The sequence below is a fragment of the Streptomyces sp. NRRL S-37 genome (assembly GCF_000721605.1).
GTDB lineage: Bacteria > Actinomycetota > Actinomycetes > Streptomycetales > Streptomycetaceae > Streptomyces.
Genome location: NZ_JOIZ01000010.1, coordinates 242,328 through 256,383, shown reverse-complemented (window position 1 = coordinate 256,383; position 14,056 = coordinate 242,328). Strand labels below are relative to the sequence as shown.

The window sequence follows — 14,056 nt, the reverse complement described above, 5'->3', positions numbered from 1 at the left end:
CGGGACGTGTTCCTCCAACTGTGGCCGGTGCTGCGCACTCTCGTCGGTCGCACCGTGCGGGAGGACGCCTTCCCTCGGCTCGCCTCCTGCACCCTGGTGGCCGCGTGACGGACATGCCGGGGCTGCACACGTGGCTCCCGGCGGACGTGACCGCCCCCGGCCCCCGTACCCTTCGGTTCTCACCGGGGGTACGCCGTACGGGCGCACCGCCTCGTGAACCGCCCAAGCCAGGACCATCCGTTGTCAGAGACCCTCCCGGCGCTTCGTCGCCTCCGCATGAATCACGGGGGCGTCAAGGAAGCCGGCCCGTTCGTGGAGGATCGCCTGGGCGAACAAGGCACTGGTCAGGGCCGCTTCGTAGCGGCCCCCGAGCGCCGCGGCCTGCTCTCGCCGCAGTTCCACAGAGGCGTCGATGGCTTCGATCATTCGGTCGGTGGCCCCTTCGACATGACTCGCCGCCGCCGCTCGGGTGTGCAGCGCCCCCGCCAAGGACTCGACATGCGCCTGCTCATCGAGGTCCCCGATCGAGCGGTACACCGCCACAGCGTCGGCGGCGGTCTCCTCGGCACGGACCCACTGCTTTGCCCGTGCCAGCAGCGCCGCGAGATTGCCCAACGCGTGCGCGAGGTCCGCCGGGCGGCCCTCCGGGTCGGACCGACGGATACGGACCGCCTCGGCTGCTGCCTCCAGTGCCTCCTTGAGGTTGCCGGCCGCGCCGTGCCTGGCGGCCAGCGTGGTAAGCGCCACAGCCAGGCGCGGCCGGTAGACGCCGTGCAGGATCTCGGCCAAGGGCCGGTGGGCCTCTACCGCCTCCTCCGCGGAGGCCAGCGCCTCGGGGTGGAGACCGTTCGCAGCCTGCACAATCGACAGGTTGATGAGTGCCGAAGCCAGCCGGACGCCTGGATTGGAGGCGTCCTGGGCAAGTCCCGGATCCGTCTCGACGAGGCCGCGCAGCAGCCCCACCGCCTCGACTACAGGGGCGAGCGCCGCTGCGGGCCGGCCCGCCCTGACCAGGGCGGACGCCTGGTGGTTCAGGGCCTCGCCGTACTTGAGCAGGTGTGCGTCCGGGTTCTGGTCGGACAGGCGGCGCAGCACGTCCACGCAGCGCTCGGAGACCGCGCACGCCCCATCGAAATCGCCGAAACGTTCCCACTGGAGCGCCAGGTTGCCGAGGGCAGTGGCCAGTTGCGCCTCGTACAGCACCGGGCGCGCGACGGCGAGTTCTTCGAAGATCTGTACGGCCTCCTGGCCGGCCGCGAGACCCTCGGCCCTGTGCCCCCGCTCGGCAAGGTCGGCCCCGAGGACATCGAGCGAGAGCGCCAGCTCGGGCAGGTAGGCGTCGCTCTGCTCGCACAGTTCCCTACGTACCTCGACAGCGCGGCGGATCGTGCTCAGGCCACGCTCACGCTCGCCCGTCTCGTCGAGCATGACGGCGAGGCTGTGCAGGGCTCGGCCGAGGTCGGCCAGATGTGTCTGGCGGCTGTCCGCCACGAGCTGATCGAAGAGCCCGGCCGCCTCCTCGGCCGCTTCCAGCGCCTCCGGGCGGCGCCCGCTGCTCTTGAGGTGATAGGTGTAGCGCAGCAGCAAGCGGGCGGTGACGGCCGGGTTGACGGACGCGTGCCGCTTCGCGCTGTGCAGGGTGAGCTCGCTGGCGAGCACCGCCAAGTCGGCGAGAGCGACGCTCTCATCAGGCAGATGGTTGAGGACCAGGCCCACGGTGTGATCGTCGTCGTGCGTCTGCAGGCTGTTCAGCAGGGTCCGGGCGAAGGCACGCGGGTTCTCCAGCTGGGGCGCGACCTCCATGCCCAGGGGGAGCATGCGGCCGATGTCGTGGGCAAGCAGCGCGGTGACGGCGTCGACGGCGACCGGATGACGCACGGCTGCGCGGCCGAGGACGGTCAGAGCCCGGCGCGCCTGGCCGTCGTCCAGCCTCGGCAGCGGGGCGGTGACCACCTCGGGGAGGGAGGCCAGGACGTGCGAGACGTGTTCCTCGCCGAGCCGGTCGGGGCGCAGGGGGTGAAGTCCGTGGCCACTGTGGAGAACTGCCGAGGCCCAGCGGAGATGGCGGCGCAGGAACGACACGGACGCACCCTCGAACGTGGGGGTGTCCGACAGCAGTGCGAGCGCCCCCTCTTCGGTGTCGGCACCGAAGAGGGTTGCGACCGCGACGAGTGCGTCCGCGTGCAACGAAGTGTCCTCGGGGAGCCGGTGAACCGCCAACAACCTTTTCCAGTAACGGCGTTCATGGGCAAGCACCCGGGCCACCGGGTCGGAGGAAGTCGAGGATGCACTGTCTGGCGGCTCGTTCTGTTCGAGTAGCGCGACCACGGCGGCAGCGTGGACGTCCAGGATCCGGTCGTAGCGGGCAGCGCGCAGGTCGGCGGGAATCACTGCGGCCTCGGGGCGGGTACCGGTCAGGTGTGCCGAGAACTCCCGGGCCGCGCTGACGAACTCGGCCTGCCTCTGCGTCTCGGACGGCACCAGTGGGGCGAGCCGGTGCTCCGGCATGGCGGCGAACAGGACAGCGACTCGGTCGTCGGCGTCCTCGGCGAGCGGGCGCTGCCACTCCCCGCCGGCCCGACTGAGCAGCAGCAGACGCACCGGTCCGGCGCTGGGGTCGCGGCGTACGCACTCGGCGGCAAGGACGAGCAGTTGCTCGGCGCGGGCCTCGGCATAGTCGAGGACCAGCAGAAGGGGCGCGGTGCAGCGGGCCAGCACTGCGAGGTCGTCCGGCGCGCAGAACTCGTCGACGAACCCCGCCAGCCAGCCCCGCTCGGCGGCCTGTTGGCACAGATGCAGGGCGAAACGGGTCTTGCCCTGGCCGCCGGGCCCGGTGACCAGACGTACGGCCGATCCGGTCGGTTCCTCGCACCACGCATGAAACTCCTCCTGCTCGGTCTCCCGGCCGTGGAAGGGGACGACGCCGTACTCGGCGCGCAGCAGCATGCTGGGACCGGGCTCGGGGGGCAACTCTTCGGGGGGCAGCAGAACACGGTGGGCGAAGGTCTGCGGGGTCAGCACCGCGAGTTCCGCGAAGAGACGCTCCAGCCGCAGGTTCTGGTAGTGCATCCGCAGGTACTGGCAGCGTTCCAGCCGGGCGAGGTCGTCGGGCAGGTCGGCGGCCGAGGGTATCCGGATGCGTCGTCCCCGGTCGACCAGAACGGGGACGACGCTGATGTCGTGCTGGAAGGCGTAGGCGAGTTCACGCCGGACCCAGTCCTCCTCCAGCTGGATCCGCGGGGTGCCGTGAGCGTCGGTGACGGCCAGCCACTCCGGTCCGATCACGGCGATCAGCACGGAGGAGCGGGCGAGGCCCTCGGGGATGGCCTCGGTGAAGTCGGCGGACAACTGGATGGAACTACTGGCGAAGAACACCTGCTCGTCGCCGAACCGGTCAGCCAGCAGGCGGTGCAGCAGGGCAGCTTCCGTCTCGCAGTCACCTACCCGGTAGTTGACGAAGATGCCGGTGGACACAGGGGCGGTCATGCGGACGTACGCCGGGACGCATGGCTGGTGACGAGAGGCAGCAGCTCCGCGACGGCCGGATGCCGACGGTGCCGCGACAGGGCCCTGACACAGCCGCGCAGATCGGTGCGCAGGGTGGCGGAGTCGATGCCCGGCGCGACCGTGAGGACCTCGCGCAGCGTCGCACACGCGCGGTCGACGTCGTTGGCGCCGAGCGCGGCGAGCACGACCCTGACCTCGAACCGGGCCCGCGCGCGGTGCGCGTGGGCCGGGATGCGCTGCGCCTCGGCACCCAACAGGCTGAGCGCCTCGTCGTGGTGGCCGAGCACCTGGAGGCACCAGCCTCTCGCCATGGCGGCGGGATCAGCGACGTGCCGGGTGCCGTAGTGGCCGCTCCCATGACCGGCGGCGTAGGCGGTACCCGACGTGGTGCCGAGGGCAGCCCCGTCGTGAACCGAACTCAGGGCAGGCACCGGAGACGAGCCATGAGACACAGCCGTGCCCGGACCTGCGGCCGGACCGGAGAACGACGGGGAGGAGAGCAGGTTGTACGCGTCGTCGAGCGCCCGGCGGCAACGGAGGTCGTCGCCACTGAGAGCATGCCCCTGGGCCAGACGCAGCAGCGCCCGCACCCGGGTGGCCGGGAAGGCCGGGAAGGCGGCTGCCGCGGAGGCGAGTTCGACCGTGGCGGCGCCGTCGTCGCAGTAGAGGGCGAGCAGCGAGCGTCGCAGGATGGCGTTGGCTTCCATGTCCGGTGAGCCGACATGCCGGGCGAGGGAGGCCGTGGTGCGCGCCCAGCCGAGGGCGGACCGTTCGTCGTCGGCCTCCTGGCACATCCAGGCGATGAACTCCGCGTAGCGGCCGGCCAGGGACAGCAGGTGTCCTGCCTCAGGGTCGCGGGCGTGAGCCGCCATGCCACACAGGGCCCGCACCTGTGCGGACGCGCTTTCCAATACGGCCCCTGGGCCGGCGCTCTGCGCGGTCGCCCGCAGCCCGTCCAGGACGGTGGTCAGCGCCGCAATGATCGAAGCAGCCGCGCCATGAGTCAAGGTGGCGGGTGGTGCGGGCAGGCCGGTGTCATCCGGTAACTCCGCCGTGGGCGAACCTGCGGCCCTGTCCTCTCCTCGCGCCGCGTCGCCGGACCGCCCTGCGCCGAGCGCCGCGAGGAGATCACCCCGGGCGCCCAGCGCCGCATCACAACTCGCCGCCAGTTCCCGGGTCGGCGCGCGCAGGCCGTTCTCCACCTTGCTCAGGTGCCCCGCTGAGTAGTGCGTCCGGGCGGAAAGGGCTGACAAGGAGCACTGTTGTTCGCCCCGGTACCGGCGCAGTCGCGTGCCAAAGGATTCCACGGTGCGCTCCAAGGTGTTGCCTGTTGCCGGACGACAAGGCTAGCGGGCAACCCCTGGGCACGCGTCCGGTATCGCCCCATCCTGGAAGAACTGTCGATCATGGCGGCGGATCGCCCGGGCAGGAGCCTGTGAGATGCCGGAAACCAACGGTGAGGACTTCCTCCACCACAAGAAGGGCGCAGGTGGCATGCGAACCGGAACGCTCACCCTGGGCATCGCCGCTTCGGAGGGCGCTGGGGGGAACAGGATGCTCATCCGGGACCAGGACTACGTCTTGCTGAAGGACGGCCGGATCCTGGCGGTTCACGGCCACTGCCACCCGCCCGGACACCTGGTCGGGGAACTGGCCTTCGTGCCGTCCACCGCGGGCGGGTACGTGATGCTCGGGTCACGGTACCGCAAGGCATATGTGGCGAACGGACGGGGGATTTCCGAGCGAGAGCGGGAGCTGGTCCGCTTCCCGACGGGCACCTGCTTCGACCACGCGCACCCCTTCTCGGCGAAGTCGATCGTGCCACTCTCCCAGGTGGACCTGCATCTGTCCGCTGCCGTCGACCCGCGCACCGACACGGTGCCCGGCTCCTTCCTTCGCCGCTACGCCGAATCCCACCTCACCGAACTGGCCCGGGTCCTGGGCGGCACTCTGCCCACCGGCCCGCTCGGGCTCACGGGATCGGCCCGCCTGCTGCTCGGGGACCCCACCGTACGGAGCATGCACGACTACGACGTGGTGTTCGACGTGGGCCCGCAGACGGCCGTCCGTATCGCCCAGTGCCTGTGGTCCCACGGACGCTCCCATCCCGAAGCCCGTCTGCGCGAGCACGGCAAGGACTGGCGCATCCGGCTGCGCACCCGCGCCGGCATCCTGTGCCCCTTCTTCCGCTACGAGAACCCCACCGACGCGCCCCTCGCCGACCTCACCGCAGCCCGCACTCTGCTGCGGAAGGTGACGGTGAGCGGCCGGGTGGTGGCGGACGCGCACGGCGCGTACCTGCCGACCCTGCTCGGCATCGTCCCCGAACAGGTGTCGGCCGCGCTCCCCGGTGAGGTGGCACGTCGGCTCCCGGTCCTCGTCAGTCACCTGCGTGACCGCGGCGACTTCCACCGGGGAGACCGGGGCACGTTCACCGGGGATCTGTGCCATCTCAGCACTTCGGCAGGCGACTTGGTGGTCCTGTCGGTGGTGGACGGGGCGGACTCACGGCTGGACGACCCGCCCTGGCGGCTCCCCGGCAGCCCCGCGCCTTCGGCGGCCACTCGATGACCCCGCTTTCCCCGGATCTGGCCGCGCGAGCCTGGCGGCAGGCAGTGGCCGAGAGCTGGGGCGAGCGTTTCGGGGCGGTGGACGTGACGTGCGAACGGGTCGACCTCCATTCACTCGGTAGTGTGATCGAGCTGGTTGCGCCCGCCCCCTATACATCGGCCCAGGCACTGCTGCGCGCGTTCGGCCGATCCGGGATCGCCCCGTACCTGCCCGTCCTCACCGGCACACGGCCGGACGGCATGCTGCTGCTCGGTCCGCTGGTCGAGCGTCACCCGGGCGGACTAATGATCCTCGACGGGGTCCATCGCTGTCTGGCTGCCCTCCGGCAGGGTCTGGGCACCGTGTGGGTCTCGGTGCTGACCGCTGAGACCCATCCGCCTCCGGCAGGACCGACCGTGCCGCTCGCCGAGGTGACTCCTTCCGGCTCGGCGCGTACCCGAACCCCATTGTTTCGGCACACTGGAACCCCCGATTTCCGACCGTCCGATGTCTTCTTGTCCCGGGCACGGACCTTTGCCCGGCGGGAGATCGAACGCCTTCGCGGTCCTGGAACCCAACCGTCCTCGCGGACCGCGGAAACATCGAGCAGAAAGCAGAGAGAGGCCCCATGACCAACGCCGACTACTCCTGGGACCAGGACTCGGATCTCAACGACGAACGTCTGGACGCCGCCGTCGTCCCCCAGCGGTACGCGCTGACCGCCCCCCAGGTGGTCGTCAACAGCGCCAAGGAGATCCTCGTGGTGGACCCGCACCCGGCCGGCACCTGGGACACCTGGATGTTTCCGTACGCGTCGCTCATCCTCACCCGCGACGAGCTGGCCGCCGCCCCGGACGACGGCACCGGCCCGATCCTGGCCCTCGGCGAGGGATCGACGTTCCGCGCGCTCTCCGAGGCTCTCGGGCAGCTGCGCGTCAGCCACCAGGACGCCTACGTGTCGGCCATCCGGACCGGGGTGAACAACGTGATCGCCGATCTGAACGGCACCTGGAGCGGGACTCCGTTCTACACGAACTACTCCCTCAAGTTCTCCAGGACGTCGAACAGTTACACCGCCTACGAGTTCAGCTACTTCCTCAACCGCGTGGCAGCGCTCGATCTGGAGCTGCCGCACGTGTGGATCGAGCCCTCTCGGCTGGCGGAGGAACTCGCGCGGTCCGAGATGCCGTTCGGCCGCAAGGTGTCGTCCAACGTGGCGGACGCCCTGCCTGCCATCCGGTCGAGTATCTGAGTTCCCAGGCGGGCCAAGGGGTGAACAGAGAGTGAGCAGATGACCTACCAGGTCCTGACCGACGAGAGCCCGGGGAAGATGCCGCTCTCGGTGCCCCCGTCACAGGTGTGGATCATCTCGACGCTGGAGATCGCCGTCTCCTGGCAGGGTGATCACCACCTGATGCTCGTCCACCCGAGCTACCCGCTCGCCGGACAGCACAACAGCCCCCCGCACGATGAGGGGTACTGGGCGCCACCGTTCGTTGCTTACCCGGTCCCGATCGAGTTCTCGCCGCCCACGACGGCCGGATCTCTGCTGCGGCTCGCCACCGAGGCGGCGGACCGTATCGACATCGAGCGGGACCTCAACCACCTCGCTTACCAGATGGGCCTGCGGGACACCCAGCTCCGACGGCGCAGCCCTTTCCTGGAACTGAAGGTTTCCCCGCGGTCCCCGAGCATGGTGAAGGCGTACTACATCCTCCGGCACGGCCTGGTGGGCGTGGACGCTTCCAGTTCCCGCAACCTCGCCGACCCCGAGCAGCGGCGCGGCTACGTCTTCCTGCCGCTGCGCGACTACCTGACGGCGACGGAGGTACGTCCCGGCGAGGAACACGGCCGGAGCGAACGCTGGTTCCTCGGCAAGCCGTTGATGAGCAACGTCGAGCACGTCCTCCAGGACGAGATGCGCCGGCTCGTCATCAGCGAGGAGGGTCTCGACGTGCCGTCGGAGCTGTTTCACCGCGAAGAGCGCGGGGTGCTGTGCGTGGTGGATCTTGCCGGATACGGGACCGCACTGCGGTACGCGTTCGAGCACATGCACACCTTCTCCACCACGGCGGACCGGGCGCAGGACGAGTTCCGTAGGCGGATCGCACACGAACTGCACACCATGCTGGGCGACCTCGGCACCACTCAGGCCCAGTTCGCGGGCGACGGATTCGTGGCCGCCTTTCCCGAGCGGACGTTCACGAACACCACCGCACTGATCACGAACATCGCCACCCGATGGGAGTCTCTCGTGGGCCTCATAGAGCAGTTCAACGGCTCCATACGCACGCCCGAGAAGCGTGTAGGCACCCGGATGGTGCTCCACCAGGGCGACTACAGCTACGGCAGGATCGCCGGTACCCGCAGTTTCGCCGCCGCCTTCGACGGCACCGCGGTGATCGAAGCGGTCCGGCTGGAACAAGGACTGGCGACGGCCTCGAAGGAAAGGAGTGCACCCATGTTCGCGTCGCTTCCCCGGCGATCGCATCTGATCGCGATGAGCGGGCGACTCGCGGAGCAGGTAAAACCGTCGGAGTCGGGATCGCCGTTCGGTGACTGGACGGCGCTCGGCGAGACGTCCCTGACCGCCAAGGAATACGAAGGCGACGCCTTCGTATTCCAGAGGCGGGCTGCGGGGACCGAACGGCCCTCAACGGGAGAGACGCTGTGACGGCGCCCTCGGGCGGCGACCCCGCGGCCATCCCCGTACAGGTCCCCGGGCCCATATCCGCGACGAAGGGGGAGCCCGCACATCTGCGCTTCCTCGAAGAGGCCGCCGCCGTGACCGGGGATCTGCTGGCCGGCACAGTGAGCGCCATCCGTGCGGGCCGGCTGGGCCGCGGGCTGTGGCACCCCACCGGTTTCGCGACCTTCGAGATCGCCCAAGTGCCGTCGCTGGGCCTCGTCCGGGTCCACTTCTGGCCGGACGGGCTCCGTCGGGGTTTGCCGGGCCACCCGTCGATCCACCAGCACTGCTTCCGGCTGTACTCCCGCGTCCTGGCGGGCGAGTACCGGGAGTCGCAGTACGGGGTCGTCGATCCCGGGCTGCACAACACGCGCGAGGTGCCGCCCGACGCGCGACGCATGCGCGTCTACGAGGTCCGGCCGACGGGGGTGATGGGCAAGGACGAGCTGCATGAGACCAGCGAGCATCTCGACGTGGTCCCCACCCTGCGCGCCGCTCGTTTCCCGGCCGGGACCTGGCATGAGGTCCCGGTGCGCACGTTCCACGCGACACCCATCGCGCGCAACCGGTTCTGCGTCACACTGGCGGTGCTCAGCCTGCCGGTTCGCGGGGCCACCGACATTCTGCTCGGCCAGCCGGGCGGGGGTTCCTCGGTCAACATGCGGAGCGTAGTGACCGACGGGGAGAAGGAACTGATGTGCCACCAGTTCATTGCCGCCGCGGACGTGGCCACCCAGGCCCACGGCTCCCCGGACCCGCGATGACCAGCCCGGGACCTGACAGTCCGGAGTTCCACGCCTACGCGGGTCGGCTGCTGGCCGACGCCCGCAACGAGGTCCGGCAGGCCGACGCCAAAGCATCCCTGCTGCTGGCCGGGGCGGGGGTCGCGCTCGGGGCGGTCCTCTCCACGACGCTCACGGGCCGGATGCACGGGCGCCCCCTGACCGACGCCGCCGCCTGGCTGTGGTGGGCGGGCGTGTGCGCGGCGACAGCGGGGGTCACGTTCCTCGGCTGGGCCGTCTGCCCCCGCACCCGCCGCACCACACCGACCACGGCGCATCTGGTGAGCTACTTCGGCGATGTCGTCGCCCGCCCGAAGGAGGCGCTGGAGGAGCGGCTCTTGAGAACGCTGCGGACCCCCAGCGTCTCCCTCGTCGACCAGATTTACGAGGTGTCGCGTATCGCCGCCACCAAGTACACCCTCGTCCGGCGCGCGCTGCTCCTGTTCGGCACGGCGGCCGTCCTCTGCGCCACCGCCCTCCTGGTGAACCTGGTCGGATAGGCGGGCGGATTCCTCCCGTACCTTCGGTACCGAAGCCCACTGATCCGTCCTGTGTGACCGGAATGACCGACGCAGCCGGGAGGGTGTCTCGCGTGGCGATTTCCACGAGCTTCTTGTAGCAGGTCAGAGGCCCTTTGTCGCAGGTTCGAGAGGCGATCCGGGTACGGGGGGTCTGCGGACGCTCGCCCAGGGCCAGGGTGATGACGGGGTGGCGGGGGCGCAGGATGTCCTGCTCGCGCTGGGTGTAACCGGTGGACTCCAGGACGTCGAGCGGGTGGGTGACTGCGTTGCGCTGTCGTTCGCCTCGCTCGCCGGCGTCGGCCTCGGCCTGACGGATCCGGTTGCGCAGGACCTCGTGGTGCACGCCGAGTTCCTCGGCCATGCGGCGGATCACGGGCTTCGGCTCGGAAGCGCGGTACATCCGCACCGCACGCTCACGCAACTCCAGCGGGTACTTCCTCGGGGCAGGCATCGTCTGGGCTCCTCTCATGAACCCCATCCGACCTGTTGTCACCTCTCCCCACATCCCGGGGGAACCTCACCAAGCACCTTAGGCACTTTCCAGGCTGGGTCAGGAAGCGCCATCAGCATCCTCAGCAGCGTCGTCCGACTGACCACACTGTGCAGGACCACGGCCAGCCGGGCTCCCGCCCGACCGGCGAGCGCGACGGCCACGGCCTCCAGGAGCCGGCGCGAAGCAGACGTCCGTCTCCCATAACAAAACGTCAGCCCCTCGACCTGCTCGACGAACGTACGACGCCCGCACCGGTCGTTGTCGCAGTACAACCGTCGCACGGTCAGCTCGATGGCGACAACTCGTCCAACGGCTGGGGATACCTGGGAACGCGTTCCCTTGCGGCCATCGGTGCTCCGCTGGTACGCCACATAGTCCCCAAGAAGGCCGTCAGACGGCGCGATCGGAGGGGACAGCGTGTCCCTGGCGAAGGTGAGTGCATCCTCGGTCGCCTCAGGTTCGCCGCGGCAGGCCGCCTGCACTCCGGTCATCATGGCACAAGCCGACCGGGACACAGAGCGCTCGTCAAGGAGCCCCTGGTATTCGCGATCAGGCGCCTCAGCGCGACATCGGGCAGCTCGCCGGAGGTCAGCTCCGCGAAAGCCGCCAGATCCAACACCAGGGTGTTGTGCTCGACTCGCCCCGGACGACGGCGTACCGCTGATCCTCCTCAACCACCTGTCCGCAGTCCTGGACGACTGGGATCCCCGTGTCGTCGACGGACTCGCCGCCGGGCTCGGCGGTCCAGACAGCGAGCCGCTGTTCGGGGCGCCGGCGGACGCGGTCACCCCCCTCCGTCGGTTCCGGCGGCGTGCGGTGGCACGGGGGTGTGGGTCCCGTCCGGGGCGACCATCACCGCGTGCCCCACGCTGTGCAGCATCGGCAGGTCGGAGGGATGGTCGCCGTAGGCCCAGCAGTCGGCCGGGTCGATGTCGGGGTGGCGGGCGAGGAGCTGGCGCACCAGGGCGCGCTTGCCCTCGCCGATGGCCGGGGGGCCGATCAGTTCGCCGGTGAGCAGCGGCCCGCAGCGTTCGAGTCTCGCGCCGAGGACGAACCGCGCCCCGACCGCCTCGGCGATGACGGCCAGCAGCGGCGGGAAGGTGCCGGAGACCAGGGCGACGGACGCGCCCTCGGCCCGGTGCCGACGCAGCGCAGCCAGTGTGGTGGGGAGATAGAAGCCGTCGGCCCGGCTGTGCTCCCCGTACCACCGGCGGGCCGCGGCCTCGGCCTCCGCGGCCGGGCAGCCCCGGAAGGCCCGGTGGAAACGGCGGTTGGCTTCCGCGCGGGGCAGACCGGCCAGCGCGTCCAGCAGTTCACCGGCGCGGCGCGCTCCGTCCGCGCCGTACCTCCGCGCGAAGTGGTCGCGGAGGAAGTCCGGGCCGCTCTTGCGGCTGATCAGCGTCTCGTCCACATCGAAGAACACCAGCCGGCGGGGGCCCTCGGACCGCGTCCGCGCAGCGGGCCGGGAGGGTGTGGGGCGGGCAGGCGGCGTCGCGGGTCGCGGGGAACGCTCGCGCTCACTGCGGAGGTCAGTGGACACCGGCGACCACCTCCGCCGGTGCGGAGTGCGCCATGAACCGGGGCTCGTCCGCAGGCCCGGCCGCCTGCTCGGGACGGTCTTCGAAGTCGGCGAACACCGAGTCGGCGTACAGGGCCGCCGCGGTCTCCCGGCGCAGGGCCTGGTGCGCGGCCAGCACGTGGACGTCGCGCCAGGTGCGCTCCAGCGGCCCGGGGCCGCCGCATGCGTGGGTTCCGGCCGCGCGGAACAGCCGCTCGACGGCGGTGACCAGGTGCTGTGCGGCGGCCGCCGCGACCCGGCGGTTGCGGGCCACGTCCCGCTCGGCGCGGGTGCCCGAGTCGGCCCGCAGCGCCGCGTCCCCGAGCAGCAGTTCGGCGGCCTCGATGTCGTCGGCCGACTGCGCCAGCGTCAGCTGGAGCGTGGCGCGCTCCGTGGGCCGGCCGGCTCCCCTGCGCGCGGCCCACACGGTCCACTCCCGCAGGGCGTGGCGGGCCGCCCCGAGGGCGGGCGCGCACAGCAGCAGTCCCGTCCCCAAGTGCGCCGGGGCGGTGTGGCAGCGGGACCGTCCGGGCCCGGGAGAGCCCGCCAGCACGTCCGACAGCGAGCAGGTGCGGTGGTCGGGGATCACCACCGGGCCGTCGAGGACCGCGGTGTGGCTGCCGGTGCCGCGCATTCCGGTGCTGCGCCACGACTCCTGTACGTGGATCTCGGCGGCGGGGACGGCGAAGAGCCGGCACCGGCCGCCGGGTAACCGCGGTTCGTCCGGTTCCGGGGCCGCGAGCAGCAGCCAGTCCGCGTCCGCGACCCCGCTGACACACTCCCAGGTGCCGCTGAGCAGCCAGCCTCCGGAGCAGCGGGTGGCCGAGCCGGAGGGCCGCAGTCCGGCGGCGATCCGCACATCGGGCGAGCGGCCCCACAGGTCGAGCTGCCCTTCGAGGGGCAGGTGGGCGGCGTATCTGCCGTGGGTCGCCCACAGGGCGGCGCACCACGCGGCGGACGCACATCCCTCGCCGACGGCCGCCACCTCGGCGAGGAGGTCGCTGAAGGTTCCCTCGGTACCGTGCCAGACCCCGGGCACGAAGTGACGGGCGAAGCCGGCGCGGGTCAGCAGCGCGACGGTCTCCGCGGACAGCCGGCCGGTGGCGTCCGCCGCCGACGCGTGTGCCGCGGCGGAGGCCACGGCGCCCCCCATCTGTCCGCGCGCCCGCGGCGCGCCACCCTGTGCCCCCTGGCCTGTGCAGATTTGACGCTGGTTCACCTATCGCTCTCCTTTACTCCACGACTAGAATTCGTTCGGGAACGAATCTTTCTCGGCCGGTCCTTCACCACCGGGCCGGGGTGAAGGAGGTGATCAGCGTGGTCAAGCAGGCGCGTGCCCTTCGGACGCACGATCGCGTCCTCGATGCCGCCGCGTACGAGTTCGCACGCTACGGCTACGTGAACGCGAACCTGCAGCGCATCGCCGACCGGATCGGGTTGACCAAGGGCGCCCTGTACGGGCACTTCTCCAGCAAGGAGAAGCTGGCCGCCGCACTGGCGGAACATCTGTCCCGGAGCGTGCGGACGCTGCTGGACGAGGCCAGGACCTCGCCCGAGCCGGCCAGGAGCCGGCTGGAGGCCCTGGTGCTCGGACTCGGCCGGCTCTTCGAGACCGACCACAGGGCGCAGGCGGCCCTGCGGCTGGAGGTGGAGGCGGCTCGGGCGGCCGACACGGTGGCTCCTCTCCTGAGCGACACCCATGGCATCGCGCTCGAACTCGTGGGCGAGGTGCAGCGGGGGCGGCACTGGGACGAGGCACCGCCGGCCGAGGCCCTGGCCGATCTCATCGTCGCGGCGTTCTGCACCGCGCTGTGGACCGGCGCCTGCACCGGCCCGGACCGGCCCGGGCCCAGCGTCGCCGCGATGTGGGGCGTGCTGACGCGCGCGATGGGGACACGCGCGTCAGCCTGAGCCCCGACGGCCGTGCGGCCCCGGGTCCGGGCCGGTGGGCCGCCG

Annotated in this window: 11 protein-coding genes and 2 pseudogenes; 7 read left to right on the top strand and 6 right to left on the bottom strand. The window is 71.0% G+C overall.

Annotation, left to right across the window (positions count from 1 at the left end; translation table 11 throughout):
- Positions 1 to 243: 243 nt before the first annotated feature.
- The 3 genes and pseudogenes from IH50_RS0117365 to IH50_RS43560 form a co-directional block, all read right to left on the bottom strand.
- Entirely contained in the window at positions 244 to 3,486 is a 3,243-nt protein-coding gene (locus IH50_RS0117365) for a toll/interleukin-1 receptor domain-containing protein (RefSeq protein WP_078914000.1), read from the bottom strand.
- Positions 3,483 to 4,379, bottom strand: a complete 897-nt coding sequence (locus IH50_RS0117360) for a tetratricopeptide repeat protein (protein WP_030862418.1) — start codon at positions 4,377 to 4,379, stop codon at positions 3,483 to 3,485. The genes IH50_RS0117365 and IH50_RS0117360 overlap by 4 nt, the downstream gene beginning before the upstream one ends.
- A gap of 252 nt (positions 4,380 to 4,631) precedes the next feature.
- Positions 4,632 to 4,814 (bottom strand): annotated as a pseudogene (locus IH50_RS43560) (helix-turn-helix domain-containing protein); the annotation flags it as partial.
- 133 nt (positions 4,815 to 4,947) lie between these two features.
- Here IH50_RS43560 and IH50_RS0117355 point away from each other — a divergent pair.
- The 6 genes from IH50_RS0117355 (at position 4,948) to IH50_RS42610 (ending at position 10,028) form a co-directional block, all read left to right on the top strand.
- Positions 4,948 to 6,078, top strand: coding sequence for a hypothetical protein (locus tag IH50_RS0117355; protein ID WP_030862410.1), 1,131 nt, complete (start codon positions 4,948 to 4,950; stop codon positions 6,076 to 6,078).
- Positions 6,079 to 6,200: 122 nt separating this feature from the next.
- Positions 6,201 to 6,689 (top strand): hypothetical protein, encoded by a 489-nt coding sequence (locus IH50_RS41675; protein WP_158801258.1) that lies wholly within the window; start codon positions 6,201 to 6,203, stop codon positions 6,687 to 6,689.
- Complete coding sequence (locus tag IH50_RS0117350) at positions 6,686 to 7,309, top strand: hypothetical protein (RefSeq protein ID WP_030862407.1); 624 nt, start codon at positions 6,686 to 6,688, stop codon at positions 7,307 to 7,309. The genes IH50_RS41675 and IH50_RS0117350 overlap by 4 nt, the downstream gene beginning before the upstream one ends.
- Positions 7,310 to 7,348: 39 nt before the next feature.
- Positions 7,349 to 8,731 (top strand): hypothetical protein, encoded by a 1,383-nt coding sequence (locus IH50_RS0117345; RefSeq protein WP_030862405.1) that lies wholly within the window; start codon positions 7,349 to 7,351, stop codon positions 8,729 to 8,731.
- Positions 8,728 to 9,510: a hypothetical protein gene (locus tag IH50_RS0117340; protein WP_030862400.1), complete on the top strand. Its 783-nt coding sequence runs from the start codon at positions 8,728 to 8,730 to the stop codon at positions 9,508 to 9,510. Before IH50_RS0117345 ends, IH50_RS0117340 begins: the two co-directional genes overlap by 4 nt.
- Positions 9,507 to 10,028: a Pycsar system effector family protein gene (locus tag IH50_RS42610; protein ID WP_051767349.1), complete on the top strand. Its 522-nt coding sequence runs from the start codon at positions 9,507 to 9,509 to the stop codon at positions 10,026 to 10,028. Before IH50_RS0117340 ends, IH50_RS42610 begins: the two co-directional genes overlap by 4 nt.
- 307 nt (positions 10,029 to 10,335) lie before the next feature.
- Here IH50_RS42610 and IH50_RS43555 read toward each other — a convergent pair.
- The 3 genes and pseudogenes from IH50_RS43555 to IH50_RS0117320 form a co-directional block, all read right to left on the bottom strand.
- Positions 10,336 to 10,500, bottom strand: a pseudogene (locus tag IH50_RS43555) (transposase); the annotation flags it as partial.
- 826 nt (positions 10,501 to 11,326) lie between these two features.
- Positions 11,327 to 12,082 carry an HAD family hydrolase gene (locus tag IH50_RS0117325; RefSeq protein ID WP_234328185.1) on the bottom strand — a complete coding sequence of 252 codons (756 nt, stop codon included), beginning with the start codon at positions 12,080 to 12,082 and terminating at the stop codon, positions 11,327 to 11,329.
- Positions 12,072 to 13,319 carry an acyl-CoA dehydrogenase family protein gene (locus tag IH50_RS0117320; RefSeq protein WP_234328184.1) on the bottom strand — a complete coding sequence of 416 codons (1,248 nt, stop codon included), beginning with the start codon at positions 13,317 to 13,319 and terminating at the stop codon, positions 12,072 to 12,074. Before IH50_RS0117320 ends, IH50_RS0117325 begins: the two co-directional genes overlap by 11 nt.
- 98 nt (positions 13,320 to 13,417) lie before the next feature.
- On the opposite strand from IH50_RS0117320, the gene IH50_RS0117315 reads away from it, so the two are divergent.
- Positions 13,418 to 14,011, top strand: coding sequence for a TetR/AcrR family transcriptional regulator (locus IH50_RS0117315; protein WP_037872507.1), 594 nt, complete (start codon positions 13,418 to 13,420; stop codon positions 14,009 to 14,011).
- Positions 14,012 to 14,056 lie beyond the last annotated feature (45 nt).